This window comes from Streptomyces sp. NBC_00683 (assembly GCF_036226745.1).
In the GTDB taxonomy this organism is placed as follows: Bacteria; Actinomycetota; Actinomycetes; order Streptomycetales; family Streptomycetaceae; genus Streptomyces.
Genome location: NZ_CP109013.1, coordinates 3891938 through 3909352, shown reverse-complemented (window position 1 = coordinate 3909352; position 17415 = coordinate 3891938). Strand labels below are relative to the sequence as shown.

15 protein-coding genes are annotated in these 17415 nt (G+C 69.4%); 9 read left to right on the top strand and 6 right to left on the bottom strand.

The window, feature by feature from the left end; translation table 11 throughout:
• Positions 1–11: 11 nt before the first annotated feature.
• The 5 genes from OG257_RS17395 (at position 12) to OG257_RS17375 (ending at position 5723) form a co-directional block, all read left to right on the top strand.
• Positions 12–287, top strand: a complete 276-nt coding sequence (locus OG257_RS17395) for a MoaD/ThiS family protein (protein WP_329208627.1) — start codon at positions 12–14, stop codon at positions 285–287.
• A gap of 424 nt (positions 288–711) precedes the next feature.
• A complete protein-coding gene (locus OG257_RS17390) occupies positions 712–918 on the top strand; it encodes a cold-shock protein (RefSeq protein ID WP_003967346.1) in 207 nt (68 codons plus the stop codon).
• Between the two features lie 313 nt (positions 919–1231).
• Entirely contained in the window at positions 1232–2854 is a 1623-nt protein-coding gene (gene groL, locus OG257_RS17385) for a chaperonin GroEL (RefSeq protein WP_329208626.1), read from the top strand.
• A gap of 140 nt (positions 2855–2994) precedes the next feature.
• A complete protein-coding gene (locus tag OG257_RS17380; protein WP_329208625.1) occupies positions 2995–3504 on the top strand; it encodes a DinB family protein in 510 nt (169 codons plus the stop codon).
• Between the two features lie 200 nt (positions 3505–3704).
• A complete protein-coding gene (locus tag OG257_RS17375) occupies positions 3705–5723 on the top strand; it encodes a glycosyl hydrolase family 28-related protein (RefSeq protein WP_329208624.1) in 2019 nt (672 codons plus the stop codon).
• Positions 5724–5790: 67 nt separating this feature from the next.
• Here the strand turns inward: OG257_RS17375 and OG257_RS17370 are convergent, their stop codons facing one another.
• From OG257_RS17370 to OG257_RS17355, 4 genes are all read right to left on the bottom strand, one after another.
• Positions 5791–7194: a GH1 family beta-glucosidase gene (locus OG257_RS17370; RefSeq protein ID WP_329208623.1), complete on the bottom strand. Its 1404-nt coding sequence runs from the start codon at positions 7192–7194 to the stop codon at positions 5791–5793.
• A 45-nt stretch (positions 7195–7239) separates the two neighbouring features.
• The gene (locus OG257_RS17365; RefSeq protein WP_329208622.1) at positions 7240–8145 is read right to left on the bottom strand and encodes a carbohydrate ABC transporter permease; all 906 of its coding nucleotides are present in this window, start codon (positions 8143–8145) and stop codon (positions 7240–7242) included.
• Entirely contained in the window at positions 8142–9113 is a 972-nt protein-coding gene (locus tag OG257_RS17360) for a carbohydrate ABC transporter permease (RefSeq protein WP_329208621.1), read from the bottom strand. The genes OG257_RS17365 and OG257_RS17360 overlap by 4 nt, the downstream gene beginning before the upstream one ends.
• A gap of 153 nt (positions 9114–9266) precedes the next feature.
• Positions 9267–10568, bottom strand: a complete 1302-nt coding sequence (locus OG257_RS17355; protein WP_329208620.1) for an ABC transporter substrate-binding protein — start codon at positions 10566–10568, stop codon at positions 9267–9269.
• Between the two features lie 243 nt (positions 10569–10811).
• On the opposite strand from OG257_RS17355, the gene OG257_RS17350 reads away from it, so the two are divergent.
• Entirely contained in the window at positions 10812–13592 is a 2781-nt protein-coding gene (locus OG257_RS17350; RefSeq protein ID WP_329208619.1) for a glycosyl hydrolase, read from the top strand.
• A gap of 30 nt (positions 13593–13622) precedes the next feature.
• Here OG257_RS17350 and OG257_RS17345 read toward each other — a convergent pair whose 3' ends face one another.
• Complete coding sequence (locus OG257_RS17345) at positions 13623–14663, bottom strand: LacI family DNA-binding transcriptional regulator (RefSeq protein WP_329208618.1); 1041 nt, start codon at positions 14661–14663, stop codon at positions 13623–13625.
• Positions 14664–14800: 137 nt separating this feature from the next.
• Positions 14801–15787 carry a helix-turn-helix transcriptional regulator gene (locus OG257_RS17340; protein ID WP_329208617.1) on the bottom strand — a complete coding sequence of 329 codons (987 nt, stop codon included), beginning with the start codon at positions 15785–15787 and terminating at the stop codon, positions 14801–14803.
• A gap of 95 nt (positions 15788–15882) precedes the next feature.
• Here OG257_RS17340 and OG257_RS17335 point away from each other — a divergent pair, with 95 nt between their 5' ends.
• The 3 genes from OG257_RS17335 (at position 15883) to OG257_RS17325 (ending at position 17399) form a co-directional block, all read left to right on the top strand.
• Positions 15883–16620 (top strand): NIPSNAP family protein, encoded by a 738-nt coding sequence (locus OG257_RS17335; protein ID WP_329208616.1) that lies wholly within the window; start codon positions 15883–15885, stop codon positions 16618–16620.
• Positions 16621–16704: 84 nt separating this feature from the next.
• A complete protein-coding gene (locus OG257_RS17330; RefSeq protein ID WP_329208615.1) occupies positions 16705–17085 on the top strand; it encodes a type II toxin-antitoxin system RelE/ParE family toxin in 381 nt (126 codons plus the stop codon).
• The gene (locus tag OG257_RS17325; protein WP_329208614.1) at positions 17082–17399 is read left to right on the top strand and encodes a helix-turn-helix domain-containing protein; all 318 of its coding nucleotides are present in this window, start codon (positions 17082–17084) and stop codon (positions 17397–17399) included. Before OG257_RS17330 ends, OG257_RS17325 begins: the two co-directional genes overlap by 4 nt.
• The last annotated feature ends 16 nt before the right edge of the window (positions 17400–17415 follow it).

The window sequence follows — 17415 nt, the reverse complement described above, 5'->3', positions numbered from 1 at the left end:
GAAGGCACCCCATGAGCGTCAAGGTCCGTATCCCCACCATCCTCCGTACCTACACGGGCGGTCAGGCCGAGGTCCCGGCCGAGGGCACGATCCTCTCCGAGGTCATCGAGTCCCTGGAGAAGGACCACCCGGGCATCGCCGCCCGCGTCCTGGACGACCAGGGCAAGCTGCGCCGCTTCGTGAACGTGTACGTCAACGACGACGACGTGCGCTTCGAGGGCGGCCTGCAGACGGCGACCCCGGACGGCGCCGGCATCTCGATCATCCCGGCCGTCGCCGGAGGCTGAGCCTCCTGTACGACTTCACAGCGTGAGCACCGTTGCCCCCTCCGCAAGAGAAGCGGAGGGGGCAATTCTGCATGGTTGAGCGGGGTACAGTTGGGGAAGTCCCCTCCGCTGCCTGTGCCGCCCGCATATGAGAATGCGCCCGGTCGCGATGAGAAGCAGCCAAAGTACGTGAACTCCTTGCGCCATAAGTGGCCTTTGTCAGGCCCGACTTGCCCTGGAATCTCACGAGTTCCACCTATCCGGGCGTTCAGCTGTGCCCAGAATTCTCGTCCGATTGCCCTGTTGCAGAGGGCAGTTGGGCAGATACATTCGGCCGCGGTCGACGCGTTCCGGCGCACGCCACCCTCTCCTGTCGGAGGGTGAGTTCTGACCCGGGCCCGCGAAGTGCGGTCCTGTGCAAGGGCCAGTAATAGGGGAGTTAGGCATGGCTCAGGGCACCGTCAAGTGGTTCAACGCGGAGAAGGGGTACGGCTTCATCGCGGTCGACGGTGGTGCGGATGTTTTCGTCCACTACAGCGCGATCCAGATGGACGGGTACCGCACCCTCGAAGAGGGTCAGCGAGTTGAATTCGAAATCTCGCAGGGCCAGAAGGGGCCGCAGGCGGACATGGTCAAGCTCGCCGTCGGCTGAGCTCGGCGCGGTCGGCCAACGACACTACTCACGCACGCAGGGCCCGTACCTCCGAAGAGGGGGTACGGGCCCTGCGTGCGTGCCGCACGCCCTCCCGGCGGTTGTCCACATCTGGAGGGGGACGCTTGCACTCGCAGGGGTCGAGTGCTAATCATTGGCGTTAGCACTCTCCAGGTGAGAGTGACAGAAACTTGGACCGGGCCGGTGAGGCCCGCAGGCTCACGGGGCAAGGAACCGCTGAGCACGCTGGCCGTCCGTCGCGGGCGCCTCTCGGTCCGGAGAAATCCACCCCTGTCCGGGAGGACCACTTCACATGGCCAAGATCATCGCGTTCGACGAGGAGGCACGGCGCGGTCTCGAGCGCGGGATGAACCAGCTCGCCGACGCCGTCAAGGTCACCCTCGGCCCCAAGGGCCGAAACGTCGTCCTCGAGAAGAAGTGGGGCGCGCCCACGATCACCAACGATGGTGTTTCCATCGCCAAGGAGATCGAGCTCGAGGACCCGTACGAGAAGATCGGTGCGGAGCTGGTCAAGGAGGTCGCCAAGAAGACGGACGACGTCGCCGGCGACGGTACGACCACCGCAACCGTTCTCGCCCAGGCGCTCGTCCGCGAGGGCCTGCGCAACGTCGCCGCGGGTGCCAACCCGATGGCTCTCAAGCGTGGCATCGAGAAGGCCGTCGAGGCCGTCTCCGCCGCTCTGCTGGAGCAGGCGAAGGACGTGGAGACCAAGGAGCAGATCGCTTCGACGGCCTCCATCTCCGCTGCCGACACCGAGATCGGCGCCAAGATCGCCGAGGCGATGGACAAGGTCGGCAAGGAAGGCGTCATCACCGTCGAGGAGTCCCAGACCTTCGGTCTGGAGCTCGAGCTCACGGAGGGTATGCGCTTCGACAAGGGCTACATCTCGGCGTACTTCGCGACCGACATGGAGCGTATGGAGACGTCGTTCGACGACCCGTACATCCTGATCGTCAACTCCAAGATCAGCAACGTGAAGGACCTCCTTCCGCTGCTCGAGAAGGTCATGCAGTCGGGCAAGCCGCTGCTGATCATCGCGGAGGACGTCGAGGGCGAGGCCCTGTCGACCCTGGTCGTCAACAAGATCCGTGGCACCTTCAAGTCCGTCGCCGTCAAGGCTCCGGGCTTCGGTGACCGCCGCAAGGCCATGCTCGGCGACATCGCCATCCTCACCGGTGGCACCGTCATCTCCGAGGAGGTCGGTCTCAAGCTCGAGAGCGCCGGCGTCGACCTGCTCGGCAAGGCCCGCAAGGTCGTCATCACCAAGGACGAGACCACGATCGTCGACGGAGCGGGTGACAGCGACCAGGTCCAGGGCCGCGTCAAGCAGATCCGTGCCGAGATCGAGAACTCCGACTCGGACTACGACCGCGAGAAGCTCCAGGAGCGCCTCGCGAAGCTGGCCGGCGGCGTGGCCGTCATCAAGGCCGGCGCCGCGACCGAGGTGGAGCTCAAGGAGCGCAAGCACCGCATCGAGGACGCGGTGCGCAACGCCAAGGCCGCCGTCGAGGAAGGCATCGTCGCCGGTGGTGGCGTCGCGCTGCTGCAGGCCACGGCCGTCTTCGAGAAGCTCGACCTGACGGGTGACGAGGCCACCGGAGCCAACGCCGTCAAGCTCGCGCTGGAGGCCCCGCTCAAGCAGATCGCCGTCAACGGTGGTCTCGAGGGTGGCGTCATCGTGGAGAAGGTGCGCAACCTGCCGATCGGTCACGGCCTCAACGCCGCGACCGGCGAGTACGTCGACATGATCGCCGAGGGCATCATCGACCCGGCGAAGGTCACGCGCTCCGCTCTGCAGAACGCCGCGTCCATCGCCGCGCTCTTCCTCACCACCGAGGCCGTCATCGCCGACAAGCCGGAGAAGGCCTCTGCGGCCGCTCCGGGCGGCATGCCGGGCGGTGACATGGACTTCTGATCCCTCGGGATCAGCAGCTCCTCGCAGTACCTGTACGACGCCGGCCCCCGGGATTCCTCCCGGGGGCCGGCGTCGTTGTGCCCCCTCGCCGGTACCGGATACTGATGGCCCCTGCACCCGTCCACGAGGAGCGCACACGGATGACCACCGACTCCCGGACCGGGCCGCCGAGTTCAGGCGACGAGCGCGAGACCCTGCGCGCCTTTCTCGACTACCACCGAGCCACCCTGGCCATGAAGTGCGAGGGGCTGGACGACGAGGAGCTGCGGAAGCAGTCGATGCCCCCGTCCACTCTCTCGCTGCTCGGACTGGTGCGGCACATGGCCGAGGTGGAACGGGCCTGGTTCCGCCGTGTGTTCGAGGACAACGAGGCGCCCATGGTCTGGTCCGACCGGATCGACTTCCAGGCGGCGTACGACGCGAGCGCCTCGACCAGGGAGGAGGCGTTCGGCGCCTGGGAGGCCGAGGTGGAGAATTCGCGCCGTATCGAGCGGGCGGCCGGGTCCCTGGACGTGCTGGGCCTCCAGCCGCGCTGGGAGAAGGAGGTGTCGCTGCGGATGGTGATGGTGCACGTGCTCCTGGAGTACGGCCGCCACAACGGGCACGCCGACTTCCTGCGTGAGGGTGTCGACGGCACCGTGGGGGCCTGAGCTCCGTCGTGGCGGTCCTGAGCTCCGTCGTGAGGGCCTGAGCTCCGGCACGGCTGCTCTGCGCCCGAACAGTGAACGCAAAAACATGACGTGACTCTGCATGTATTCATCATCGGTCAGAAAGGTTCTGGCAGAACTCTTGTGGTGGTGCTGCGGCGAGCCCTACTGTCGCCCCACCTTCCGAGAGAAACGGGCATGCGATGTCACGGAACATCACGGTCGCCGCGTTGACCGCCGCCGTTGTCGGACTGGGCGCCCTGAGCGGCGCCCCCGCGGCCGTGGGTGCGGAGGGAGAACGGGCCCCCGCACCCGCGGTGACGCGTGCCGCTCTCGATCCGGCGCTGGTCGCCGGCCGCGGTGCCGAGGTCCCCTTCGCCGAGCAGGAGGCGGAGAACGCCGCGACGGACGGCACGGTCATCGGCCCCGACCGCACCGCGTACACGCTGCCCGCCGAGGCCTCGGGCCGTAAGGCGGTCAGGCTGGCCCCGGGCGAGCACGTCGAGTTCACGCTGCCGGGCGCCGCCGACGCGATCACCGTGCGCTACAGCATTCCGGACGCGCCGGGCGGGGGCGGCATCACCGCGCCGCTCGATGTCGCCGTGAACGGCAAGAAGCGCTCCACGATGACGCTGACCTCGCAGTACGCCTGGCTCTACAACCAGTACCCGTTCACCAACGACCCCGGTGCCGGGCTGCTCCATCCGGACTGGTGGATCACCGAATGCGCGTGTGTCCCCAGCGGGACGACACCGGCCCCGACGATCACCAAGCCGTTTCGCCCGAACCACTTCTACGACGAGCAGCGCCTGCTGCTGGGCAGGAAGTACCGCGCGGGCGACACCGTACGGCTGACGGTCCCGGCTGGCAGCCGTGCCGCCTGGACGGTCATCGACGTGCTCGACTCCGAACTCGTGGGCCTCCCGCACATCGAGCTCCGGGCCGCGAACGTGCTGGCCTTCGGGGCCGACCCGTCCGGGCGGCGGGACTCCGCGGGTGCCATCGACCGGGCCATCGCCCACGCCAAGCGCAAGAACCTCCCGGTGTACATCCCGCCGGGCACGTACCAGGTCAACCGCCACATCATCGTCGACGACGTCACGATCAAGGGTGCCGGCAGCTGGTACACGAAGATCAAGGGCCGCGAGATCGCCCTCGCCACCCCGGCCGCCGACGGCTCCGTCCACACAGGCGTCGGCTTCTACGGCAAGGGCGCGGCCGAGGGCGGCAGCCGCAACGTCCATCTGTCGGGCTTCGCCATCGAGGGCGACGTGCGCGAGCGCATCGACACCGACCAGGTGAACGGCATCGGCGGTGCGATGAGCGACTCCACCATCGACGGGCTGCACATCCGCCACACCAAGGTCGGCATGTGGTTCGACGGCCCGATGTCGAACCTGAGGATCACGAACAACGTCATCGTCGACCAGATCGCGGACGCCATCAACTTCCACGGCGGGGTGACGGGCTCGACGGTCGCCCACACCTTCGTGCGCAACTCCGGCGACGACGGCCTCGCGATGTGGTCGGAGAAGAACGCCAACACCGGCAACACCTTCGCCCGCAACACCGTCCAGAGCCCGGTCCTCGCCAACGGCATCGCGATCTACGGCGGTACGGACAACACGGTGTCCGGCAACCTCGTCGCCGACCCCGTGCGCGAGGGCAGCGCCCTGCACGTCGGCGCCCGCTTCGGAGCGGAGGCGTTCCAGGGCCGGCTGGACCTCACCGACAACACGACGGTCCGCTCCGGTACGTACGAACTGAACTGGAACATCGGGCTCGGGGCCATCTGGTTCTACGCCCTGGACCGGGACATCGACGCCGACATCCGGGTGACGGGGAACAACTTCCTCGACAGCACCTACAACGCGATCATGCTGGTCACCGACTGGCCGGTGAAGGACACGTACAGGATCCGGGGCGTCCACTTCAAGGACATCAAGGTCGATGGCACGGGTACGTCGGTGGTCAGCGCCCGCGCGGCGGGCTCGGCGACCTTCGAGAACGTGGACGCGCGCAACGTGGGCGCGGTCGGCGTCAACAACTGCGGGTCCTTCAACTTCACCCCGGCCGGCTCCGAGTTCGCCCTGACCGACCTCGGCGGCAACGACGGCGGCGGCACCACGGGCGACTGGCTCGCGCCGTGGCTCCTGCCCAACACGATCACCTGCGACGACCGCCCGCCGGTCGTGGCACCGCCCGCGCCGGGAGCCTGGTGACCGCTTCGCGCCACTGCCCTTGCGCCGCCGTCGGATCCGACGGCGGCGCAACGCGTGGGGCCGGTGGTCAGGGGCGGTCGAGACCGCCGCGTGCGATGACGTCCGCGTACCAGCGGGCGCTGTCCTTCACCGTGCGGCGCTGGCTCGCGAAGTCGACGTGGACGATGCCGAACCGCTTGCTGTAGCCGTACGCCCACTCGAAGTTGTCCAGGAGCGACCACAGGAAGTACCCGCGCACGTCGATGCCGTCCTCGATCGCCCGGTGCACGGCCGACAGATGCGCGTCCAGGTACGCCACCCGCTCCGGGTCGTGGACCTGGCCCGAGGGGTCGGCGTAGTCGTCGTACGCCGCCCCGTTCTCGGTGACCATCAGCGGCAGGCCGGGCAGTTCCCCGCCGAGCCTGGTGAGGAGTTCGTGCAGGCCGTTCGCGTCCACCGGCCAGTCCATCGCGGTGCGCGGCCCGTCCGCGGGGGTGAACGCCACGTGCTTCTCGGCGCCCGCCCACGGGGACGGGGACTCCGACGTACCGGCGGAAACGACACTGGGGGAGTAGTAGTTGATGCCGAGGGAGTCCAGCGGCGCGGAGATGACCTCCAGGTCCCCGGCGCGGACGAAGGACCAGTCGGTGATCGACGCCGTGTCCTGCACCAGGTCCTGCGGCAGCCGCCCGTGGAAGACCGGGTCGAGGAAGATCCGGTTGGCGACGGCGTCGATCCGGCGCACGGCCTCGTGGTCCGCCGGGGTGTCCGTCAGCGGCCGCAGGGCGTGCAGGTTCAGGGTCAGTGACACCTCGGCGGAGGACGGCAGCAGGTTCCGCAGGACGCCGGTCGCGCTGCCGTGGGCCAGGTTGAGGTGGTGGGCGGCGCGCAGGGCTGCGAGGTCGCTCGTGCGGCCGGGGGCGTGGACCCCGTTCCCGTACCCGAGGAAGGCCGCGCACCAGGGCTCGTTGAGCGTCGTCCAGGTGGCCACCCGGTCGCCGAGCGCCCGCGCCAGGAGCTCGGTGTACTCGGTGAACCGGTGTGCCGTGTCGCGCTCCGGCCAGCCGCCCGCGTCCTCCAGCTCCTGCGGCAGGTCCCAGTGGTAGAGCGTCGCGACGGGCCGGATGCCGGCGCCCAGCAGTTCGTCGACGAGCCGCCGGTAGAAGTCCAGGCCGCGCTCGACGGCGGGGCCGCGGCCGGTCGGCTGGACCCGGGGCCAGGACACCGAGAAGCGGTAGTCGGTGACGCCGAGTTCCTTCATCAGCGCCACGTCGTCGGGCATCCGGTGGAAGTGGTCGGCGGCGATGTCACCGGTGTCGCCGTTGCGGACCTTGCCGGGGGTTCTGCTGAAGGTGTCCCAGATGGACTCGGTGCGGCCGTCCTCGGTGGCCGCTCCCTCGATCTGATAGGCGGCGGTGGCCGTCCCCCAGCGGAATCCGGTGGGGAACCGCAGCCCCGCCGCGGTGTTGGGGCGGGCATCGACAGCGGTCATGAGACAGGCACTCCAGGAGGTGAGGTGGGGTGGTGGGGGGAGGGCTCAGCCCTTGACGGCTCCCTGCATGATCCCGCCGACGATCTGCCGGCCGAGCAGGCCGAAGACCAGCAGTACGGGGAGGGTGCCGAGCAGGGTGCCGGCCATGATCACCGACTGGTCGTGGACGTAGCCGCCGCCGAGCTGCCGCAGGGCGACCTGCACGGTCGGCTCCTGCGAGGACAGCGCGATGATCGGCCAGAAGAAGTCGTTCCACGCGGTCATGAAGGTGAGCATGCCGAGCACCGCCATGCCGGGACGGGCGACCGGGATGACGATCGACCAGAAGATGCGCGCGGTCGACGCGCCGTCCACACGGGCCGCCTCGATCAGTTCGTCGGGCAGCGACTGCACCAGGTACTGACGCATGAAGAACACCCCGAAGGCCGACACCAGTCCGGGCAGGATCACGGCCTGGAGCTGGTTCACCCACTGGAGTTCCGCGATCAGCATGAACAGCGGGATGACGCCGAGCTGCGGCGGGATCATCATCGTGCCGATGGTGAGGGTGAGCAGTGCGCCGCGGCCCTTGAAGCGCAGCTTGGCGAAGGCGAATCCGGCCAGGGTGCAGCACAGCACGGTGCCGACCGTGATGGAGCCGGACACGATGAACGAGTTCAGCAGCGCCTTGCCGATCGCCGCCTCCTCCAGCACCGCATCGAAGTTCTTGATGAGGTTCGGGCCGGGCAGCAGGCTGGGCGGGACCTTCGCGAGGTCCGCGTTGGACCGGCTGGCGGCGACGATCGTCCAGTAGAACGGGAACGCCGAGATCAGCAGCGCGAAGCCGAGGATCAGGTAGGAGAGCCAGCCGCCCTGCATGCCCCGCGGACCTCGCGGCCTCCTGGGCCTGCCGGGCGGAGTCGTGGCCGGTACGGTCTCGGGCGCGGTCGGCTGTGCGGCGAGCGTGGTCATCGGCCGGCCTCCTTACGGGCACGGCGGCGCACGACCAGGGCGTTGGCCCCGACGAGCACCACGATCAGGACGAACATCACCCAGGCGATGGCGGCGGCCCGGCCCAGGTGGAAGAAGCCCCAGCCCTGCTCGTACATGTACAGGCCGAGGGTCTGGTACTGGTGCGCGATGCCGCCGGAGATGGACCCCTCGAAGAGCAGCGGCTCCCCGAACAGCTGGGTGGCGCCGATCGTCGACACGATCACCGTGAAGACGATCGTGGGCCGCAGGCCGGGCAGCGTGACATGGATGAACTGCCGCCAGCGCGACGCCCCGTCCATCTCCGCGGCCTCGTACAGCTCGCCGGGGATGGACTGCATGCCCGCCAGGTAGATCAGCGCGTTGTATCCGGTCCAGCGCCAGACGACGATGGTGGAGACGGCGATCTGCGAGGCGACCGTGCCGGTCTGCCAGTCCACGGGGCTGATCCCCACCAGCCCCAGCGCGTAGTTGATCAGCCCGAAGTCACGGCCGAAGAGCTGGGCGAACACCAGCGTCGCGGCGGCCACCGAGGTGGCGTACGGGAGCAGGATCGCCGTCCTGATGAAGGTGCGCCCGCGCAGCTTGTAGTTGAGCAGGTGCGCGAGTCCCAGGGCCATCGCGAGCTGCGGGACGGTGGACAGCACGCCGATGGTGAACGTGTTGCGCAGTGAGGTCCAGAAGTACTCGTCGGTGAACAGCGCCGTGTAGTTGGCGATGCCGCGCCACTCCATGTCGCCGCTCGTCTGCAGTTCGACACGGTAGAGCGAGACGAACGCCGTGTAGAGCAGCGGGAAGAGGCCGAAGGCGGCGAACAGGGTGAGGAAGGGGGCGATGAAGGCGTACGGCGAGAGCTTGTGCCAGGTGCGACGGAGGGAGGCGGTCCGGCCGTCTCCGGATCCGGGTCCGGGCGCCCGGGGCGCGGCCTTCGCGGTTGCGGTGAGGGTCACGGTGCGGCCCTTCGGGGAGAGGCGGGCGGGGGAGTCGGGGCGTTAGGGAAACGGAAGCCGGGGCGGGGGCCGGTCCGTCGTGGTGCGCGGACGGACCGGCCCCGGCGGGGCGGTGACGGGGTGTCACAGCCTTTGTGACGCGGTGACGGGGGGTCAGCCGATCACGTTCGCCACGCCCTTCTTCGCCGTCTCCCACGCCTTGGCCGACGAGGTGCCCTTGCGCTCCACCTCGCTCAGCGCGTTGGTCAGCTGCTGGGCCACGTTCTGGTCGTGCACACCCAGCACCTGGACCGGGGACGCCTTCGCCGCGTCACCGAAGATCTGGCCGATCGGCGCGTCGGTGAAGTACGGGTCCTTGGCGGCGGCGACCTTCTCGATCGCGCCCGTCGAGGACGGGAAGTTGCCCTGCTTCTCGAAGAGCTTGGCCTGCTGCTCGGGGGCGGTGAGCCACTTGATCAGCTCGTACGCCTCCTTCTTGTGCTCGGCCGCACGCGGGACCGAGAGGTAGGAGCCGCCCCAGTTGCCCGCGCCACCGGGCAGCTTGGCGATGTCCCACTTGCCCTTGCCCGCGTCACCGGCCTGGCCCTTGATGTAGCCGAGCATCCAGGCGGGGCACGGGATGGTGGCGAAGGACCCGGCGGCGAACGCCTGGTTCCACTGCGGCGACCACTGGTCGAGCTTGGCGCTGAGCCCGGCGTCGGAAGCCTTGACCGAGGTGTCCCAGGCCTGCTTGACCGCCGGGTTCTTCTCGTAGATCAGCTCACCGGAGGCGTCGTAGTACCGCTCCTTCTCCTGGCCGATCATGATCCCGTAGAGGCTGCCGATGCTGTCCAGCCAGGCGCTCTTGGCGGGGGCCTTCTTCTTGTACTGCTTGCCGAGCTCCAGGTAGCCGTCCCAGGTGGACCACTTCTGGGCGAGTTCCGCGCGGTCGGTGGGCAGCCCGGCCTGCTTGAACAGGTCGGTGCGGTAGCACATCGCCTCCGGCCCGACGTCGGTGCCGAGGCCGAGGATCTTGCCGTCCTTGGTGTTCGCCGCCGACCACTTGGCGTCGGCGAACTGGTCCTTGAGCTTGTCGGCGCCGAACTCCTTGAGGTCCACGAACTTGTCGGACTGCTGCTGGGTGATCGACGCGATCCGGCCCACCTCGATGCCCTGCACATCGGCGAGCCCGCCGCCGCCGGCCAGCCGGGTCTGCAGCGACTTCCAGTAGTCGGCCTCGTCCTGGGTGTCGCTCTGCTTGATGGTGACGCCGGGGTTGAGCTTCTCGTACTCCGCGTACAGCCCGGCCTCCTTGTAGCCGAACGATCCGAAGAGGTCGACGGTCAGCGTGACCTTCCCGTTCGCACTGTCGGAGGAGTCCGAAGTGCCGGATCCACAGGCGGCGAGGAGCGTTCCGGCGAGGACGACCGCGCCGAGGCGGACGGTGGCTCTCTTGGCGGCTCGGGCGATGGGCATGGGAAGCCTCCCTTGGCTTCGGGATGAACCGAGCGCTTTGAGAGCGCTCTCAAAACCTGCGTCTGGAGCGTCTCTCAGGGTTCTCCCGCCGTCAAGACTCGAACACATAACGGCTGCGCGTTACGCCCAACTACCGCCTGTGTGAGTTCTCTTGACACTTACGTTTCAGAAGTTTTACGTTCCTTGGCACTTGAGAGCGCTCTCGAAAACGCTCCCGCCCCCCATGACTCCGAGGTGCTGCCCATGCAAGCCAACCTCTCCAGATCTGCCGCGGCGACGGTCCTGGCCCTCGCCCTGGCCGCCGTGGCTCTGGGTCCCGCCGCTTCCCCGGCGGCAGCCGCCACCATCCCCGCCGGCTCCGGCAGTTACACCGACAGCCGCCCTGCCGGTACCTCCGGACCCACCACCAACACGGGCGCCCCCGTCACGCCCAAGCTCACCGCGGCGGCGAAGGACAAGCCGGTCCCCACCAACGACTGGTGGTCCTCCCTCGCCTACCAGCGCTACGGCGACAACCCGTACTCCACCCCGATGTACGGGCACCCGCTCACCTACCAGGCCACCTCGGGCGGCCTGGAGGTCGGCTACCCGACCGCACCCGCGGTCGTCGGCGACGGCCGCCAGTACGAGTACGCGCACAAGGCCGACCTCACCGTCGGACTCAACGGCCTCAACTCCCCGGACACCAAGGCCGACGACTGGTCCGACTGGACCGTCACCCCCTACTGGTCGGACGGCACCCGCACCCTGCGCACGACCATCGGGCACGGCATGCCCTTCGTGTACGCCAAGGGCTCCGGCGGCGACGCCCGGATCACCACGGCCGGCACCCCCACCGTCTTCGCGGACAACGGCAACGTCCTCGGCATCACGGTCGCAGGCCACCACTACGCGCTGTTCGCCCCGACCGGCAGCGACTGGAACGTCTCCGGCACGGCGATCACCGCCGGGCTCGGCGGCAAGGACTACTTCTCGCTCGCCGTGCTGCCGTCCACGGACGCGCTCGCGACCTACCGGAAGTACGCCTTCAGCTTCGTCACCGGCTCCAAGGTGGCCTGGGAGTCCACCGGCGGCACGGTCAGGGCGACCTACAGCCTGACCACGGAGGCCAAGGAGGGCACCGAACGCGGCACGGTCCAGGCGCTGTACCGCCACCAGTGGCTGCACACCTCCGACGCGCTCACGCCGTACACGTACGTCTCCCCGCGCGGCACCATGAAGGTGCGGGAGTCCGCCTCCTTCACCACCAGCCAGAAGAACCAGGGCGTGCTGCCCGCCCTGCCCGCGTCGAGCGGGGTCGACAAGGCCCGGCTGACCGGATACCTGAACGAGGTGGCGAACGCCTCCGACCCGTTCTCCGGGGCCAGTGACACGTACTGGACCGGCAAGGCGCTCGGCCGCCTCGCCCAGCTGGTGCCCGTCGCCGACCAGATCGGCCAGACGGGCATCCGGGACAAGCTCCTCGGCCTGATGAAGGGCCGGCTCCAGGAGTGGTTCACGGCAGGCGGGGCGAGCGAGTTCAGCTACGACAAGGACTGGAAGACGCTCACCGGCTACCCGGCCTCGTACGGCAGCGACACCGAGCTCAATGACCACCACTTCCACTACAGCTACTACGTGTACGCGGCGGCGATCGTCGCCCAGTACGACCAGGCATGGGCCGCCGACTCCGCCTGGGGCACCATGGTCAAGACCCTGGTCCGCGACACCGCCAACCCCAGCCGCACGGACGCCGCGTACCCGTTCCTGCGCGGCTTCGACGTCTACGCGGGCCACAGCTGGGCCTCCGGCCACCAGGGCTTCGCGGCGGGCAACAACCAGGAGTCCTCGTCGGAGTCCATCAACCTCAGCGCGGGCCTCGTCCTGTGGGGTGCGGCGACGGGTGACACCGGGCTGCGCGACCTCGGCAGCTACCTGCTGACCACCGAGTCGGAAGCGATCACGCAGTACTGGTTCGACGCCGACCAGCAGGTCTTCCCCGGCTCCTTCGGCCACGACACGGTCGGCATGGTCTGGGGCAGCGGCGGCGCGTACTCCACCTGGTGGACCGCGAACCCGGAGGAGATCCACGGCATCAACGTCCTTCCCGTCACTGGGGGTTCGCTGCACCTGGCCCGTGAGAAGGCCGCCATCAAGCGCAACATCGCCGAGATGGAGCGCGAGAACGGTGGACCGGCCGTCGAGTGGCGCGACCTGCTGTGGCAGTTCGAGTCGCTGGCCGATCCGGCCCTGGCGAAGGCCAAGTGGGACGCGGGCAACGCGGGCTACACCCCGGAGCAGGGTGAGTCCAAGGCGCACACGTACCACTGGATCACCACGCTCGACACCCTGGGCGCACCCGATCTGACGGTCAGCGGGAACATCCCGACGTCCGCCGTCTTCGCCAAGAACGGCGTCCGCACCTACGCCGCTCACAACTACGACTCCACCGCCCGCACCGTCACCTTCTCCGACGGCAAGACGCTCTCCGTGCCGGCCCGCTCCACGGCCACCGGCACGGGCGCCGGCGGCGGCGACCCGGATCCCGAGGAGCCGGGCCCGTCCACCGGCAACACCTTCCGGCTGAAGTCCGGCGGCACCCTCACCACCGCCACGGACGGCGCGGCGGGAGCCGACACGCTGGCCTCGGCGGACGGCGTCAACCGGGACGGCACGCCGTACAAGCCGACGGTCTACGAGGTCAAGAAGGTCGACGGGACTCTCGCGGCGGGTGCGTCCACCGCGTTCCGCCTCCGGGTCGACGCGGGTACGAAGGTCGGGCTCGCCCCGCAGGTCAGGGTCAGCTACGACCTCACCGGTGACGGCACGTTCGACCGGGTCGAGACCTTCCGCTACTTCGCGACCGACCCGGTCACGGGGTGGGAGGAGTACACCCAGGCGGTGGGCACCGCGGCGGTGACCGGAAGCCTGGGCAACCTCAAGGCCGGAACGGTCCGTCTGGAGATCTGGAACGCGCTGGGCAACGGCACGTCCCAGGTGCAGACCGGTACGGACGCGGCGGTCGTGAAGATCCCGTACGTCTGAGCGTGACCCTGTGCGGCGGGTCCCGGCCTCTCAGGCCGAGGCCCGCCGTACGAGTGTGGTCGGCGTGATCACCGAGTCGGGGGCGCCCGCCCCCGCACGGTCCTTGTGCAGACCGCGCAGCAGCAGCCGGGCCATCAGCCGGCCCTGGCCCTCGATGTCCTGGCGGACGGTGGTCAGCGGCGGGTCGCAGACCTCGGCCACCGAGTCCATGTCGTCGAATCCGACGAGTGCCACCTGCCCGGGCACCGTGATCCCGTGCTCGCGCAGCACCCGCAGCGCACCCGTGGCCATCAGGTCGTTGGCCGCGAACACCGCGTCCAGATCGGGCCGCCGCTCCAGCAGTTCCGACATCGCCCGCGCTCCGCTCTCCACGGTGAACGCCCCCTCGGCGACGAGCGTCGGGTCCATCTCCAGCAGGATGTCCCGGTAGCCGTCGAGGCGGTCCATCGACGAGGTCTGGTCGGGCGGCCCCCCGATGTACGCGATCCGCTCCCGCCCCAGATCACGCAGGTACTGCACGGCCACCCGCGCCCCGCCCCGGTTGTCGGCGTCCACGTACGGCACGGCCTGATCGCCCGGGGCCGCGGTCCAGCTCGGCCGCCCGCCGTACACCGTCGGAATCCCGGCCCGCCGGGTGATCGCGGGCAGCGGGTCGTCGGTGTGCAACGAGAACGCGAGGGCCCCGTCGACATGGCCGCCGGACAGATAGCGCGCGATCCGTTCGAAGTCCGCGGGCCCTTCCACGATCAGCAGCACCAGCTGGGTGTCGTGGGCGGCCAGCTCCTTGCTGATGCCGCGGAGCTGCTGGGAGAAGAACGGGTCCGAGAAGATCCGGATCTCCGGCTCCGCGATGACCACGGCCACCGCCCCGGTCCGCCGGGTGACGAGTGTCCGGGCGGCGTGGTTGGGGATGTACCCGAGCTCGTCGACGGCCCGGAGCACCTTGTCGACCAGCGGTTTGCGGACGCCCTCGCCCCCGTTGACGACCCTGGACGCGGTGGCCCGGGAGACACCCGCGAGCGCCGCGACGGCTTCCAGGGTGGGCCGGGACCCGGGATGCTGCTCGGCCAAGGCGGGCGCTCCTCGTTGCTGGGCGGCGGCACGGGCAGACGTGGCACCGCCGGATCGCCTACAGCCTAGCGCCGGGGCCGGTCAGCAGACTGAGAGCGCTTCCAATCGGTGTTCCGGGACGCCGGTGTCCCCGGTCCTCACCCGTCCGCGTGGAGTCCGTACATCCGGGCGAGTACCCCCACGGTGGCGGCCATGGCCCGGCGCAGCTCGTCCGGTGCGACGACCTCGACGTCGACACCGAGACGCAGCAGCTCGCCGCACGCGTGGGCGGTGCTCTCGGTCGGGATGACGGCCTCGACCCATCCGTCCTCGCCGACGGCGGTCGCCGTGGAGTCGACCGCCCGCACCACCTCCAGGGGGACGTTGTCGGGCAGGCGCCGGCGCCCCCGCGGAGACAGGCGGACGGTGGCCGTGCCCGTGTAGCGGCGTGCCTCGAAGTCGTCGAGGTAGCCGGCCCAGTAGGCACCCAGGTCGAAGTCCCGCGGCCGGTCGAACCGTTCGTCGTCCGTCACCGCGTCGAGGACCTGGCTGATCCGGTAGGTCCCGGTCCGGCCCTCCGCGGCGGCCACCAGGTACCAGACACCGGACTTGAGGACCAGGCCGTACGGGCGAAGCCGGCGGTACACCTCCTGCGGTGCGCGCCAGCGGCGGTAGCGCACTTCCACCACGCGCCCGGTGAGCGCCGCGTCGACGAACAGGGTCAGATACGGGGTCTGTTCGGGCTCCCGGTACCAGGCGGGCGCGTCCAGGTGGAACACCGCCGCGGACCGCGCCGCCTGCTCACCGAGTTCCGCCGGCAGCGCGGCCAGCAGCTTCAGCCGTGCCGCCGCCACCTCCGACGCGATCCCCAGGTCGGCGGCGGCGCCCGGCAGCCCGGCGAAGAACACGGCCCGCGCCTCACCCGGGCTCAACCCGGTCAGGCGGGTGCGATAGCCGTCCACCAGCCGGTACCCGCCCGCGCGGCCGGGCTCCGCGTGGACCGGAACCCCGGCGGCCTGGAGGCGCGCCAGGTCGCGGTACGCCGTCCGCACGGACACACCCAGCTCGTCGGCTATCCCCTGCGCGGGTGTGCGCCCGCGGGACTGCAGCAACAGGAGCACCGACACCAGCCGACCGACAGACATGGGCACATTCTCACCGGAAACCCTGACAGGCCCTGGCACACGGCCGTCCTACCGTCGGTCCACGCCCGCGGAAGACAACGGAACAGGAGCCCGCCGTGCCCCCTACGGACCCCCTCGCCGACCTCGTAGTGATCGAGCTGCGCCAGTACACGCTGCGCCCCGGGAGGCGCGACGAACTCATCGCGCTGTTCGACCAGGAGTTCGTCGAGACCCAGGAAGTGGCCGGGATGTCCGTGCTCGGCCAGTTCCGGGACCTCGACGACCCGGACCGCTTCGTCTGGCTTCGCGGGTTCCGTGACATGACGGCACGACACCGCGCTCTGACGGCCTTCTACGGCGGCCCCGTCTGGGCCGAGCACGGGCCCCGGGCCAACGCCACCATGAGCGACTCGGACAACGTCCTGCTGCTGCGTTCCCTGTCGGACGGGAACGCCTTCGCCGTCCCGTCCGGGCGGCCCCCGGTCGGTGCGCCGGCACCGGAGCGGTTCGTGTCCGGCACCGTGTGGTCCTTCCCTCCCGGACGGCACGACGGCGTCGCGCTGATCCGGGACGGTCTCCTGCCCGTCCTCCGCAGGACGGGCCACGAGCCGTTCGCCGCCCTCATGACGGAGCCGGCGCACAACACGTTCGCCGCACTGCCCGTCCGCACCGGAGAGAACGTCGTCGCGGTCTTCACCTCGTACCCGGACGAGAGCGCCTGCCGACAGCACCTCGCCGACGTACGCGCCGATCCCCTCGCACGGGACGAGATCCTGCCAGGCATCGAGAGTGAACAGACCGCGGTGCCCCAGGTACTGCGGCTGGCGCCGACAAGCCGCTCGGCCATTGCCTGATCTGTCTCGTCCGAGGGTGTCTCTGCCAGGCAAGTCACCCATTCGGGTGCAGGCTGCTCATCATCGGCGCAACAGGCGCCCAGTATGTGGCGCCTTGAGATGGTGGGCGAGGTCCGCGAGTGGCTGCTCTGCTTGAGGAAGGAGGACCGCGCAACAGCTCGGCTGGTCGGACAGGCGATTCAGGCCCTTGTCGAGGAGGGGCCTGATCTGGGGCGTCCCCTGGTGGACAGGATCAAGGGTGCGTCGCTGCACAACCTCAAGGAGCTCAGACCTGGGTCGAGCGGGAGCAGCGAGATCCGCATCCTGTTCGTCTTCGACCCTGAGCGCAGCGCAGTCCTCTTGGTGGTCGGAGATAAATCGGGACGATGGGCAGACTGGTACCGCAGGTCGGTCCCCGTCGCCGAAGAGCGGTACGGCGAGTGGCTCACACACGTGGCAGAACGGCGGAAGGGCAAGCCCGAATGAGTACTTTCCATTCCTGGGACGACGTGAAGCACGAGGTCTTCGACGCCGAGGATCTCGAAGCGATCGACCGAGGCGCCCGCCGGATGGTGGCGGAGGCCCGTGCGCATCGCCTGGTCGAGATGCGCAAGGAACTCGGGCTTACACAGACCGAGATGGCTGAACGCCTGCACGTGAGGCAGGAACGTGTGTCGGCCATTGAGCGCGGTCGGACGACTTCCGCCGAGGTGGGGACGATCGCGGCCTACATCGCCGCGTTGGGTGGCGAGTTGGAAATCGTCGCCAACTTCAACGGGTCCCGCGTCGTCATCGCCTGAGCCGAGCGCAACCTGG

Bases quoted from the DNA above. Each gene is read 5' to 3' on its own strand.
- OG257_RS17350 (WP_329208619.1), top strand. From the start codon at position 10,812: ATGCAAGCCAACCTCTCCAGATCTGCCGCGGCGACGGTCCTGGCCCTC.
- OG257_RS17340 (WP_329208617.1), bottom strand. From the start codon at position 15,787: ATGTCTGTCGGTCGGCTGGTGTCGGTGCTCCTGTTGCTGCAGTCCCGC.
- OG257_RS17390 (WP_003967346.1), top strand. From the start codon at position 712: ATGGCTCAGGGCACCGTCAAGTGGTTCAACGCGGAGAAGGGGTACGGC.
- OG257_RS17380 (WP_329208625.1), top strand. From the start codon at position 2,995: ATGACCACCGACTCCCGGACCGGGCCGCCGAGTTCAGGCGACGAGCGC.
- OG257_RS17330 (WP_329208615.1), top strand. From the start codon at position 16,705: ATGTGGCGCCTTGAGATGGTGGGCGAGGTCCGCGAGTGGCTGCTCTGC.
- OG257_RS17395 (WP_329208627.1), top strand. From the start codon at position 12: ATGAGCGTCAAGGTCCGTATCCCCACCATCCTCCGTACCTACACGGGC.
- groL (WP_329208626.1), top strand. From the start codon at position 1,232: ATGGCCAAGATCATCGCGTTCGACGAGGAGGCACGGCGCGGTCTCGAG.
- OG257_RS17375 (WP_329208624.1), top strand. From the start codon at position 3,705: ATGTCACGGAACATCACGGTCGCCGCGTTGACCGCCGCCGTTGTCGGA.
- OG257_RS17355 (WP_329208620.1), bottom strand. From the start codon at position 10,568: ATGCCCATCGCCCGAGCCGCCAAGAGAGCCACCGTCCGCCTCGGCGCG.
- OG257_RS17365 (WP_329208622.1), bottom strand. From the start codon at position 8,145: ATGACCACGCTCGCCGCACAGCCGACCGCGCCCGAGACCGTACCGGCC.
- OG257_RS17370 (WP_329208623.1), bottom strand. From the start codon at position 7,194: ATGACCGCTGTCGATGCCCGCCCCAACACCGCGGCGGGGCTGCGGTTC.
- OG257_RS17325 (WP_329208614.1), top strand. From the start codon at position 17,082: ATGAGTACTTTCCATTCCTGGGACGACGTGAAGCACGAGGTCTTCGAC.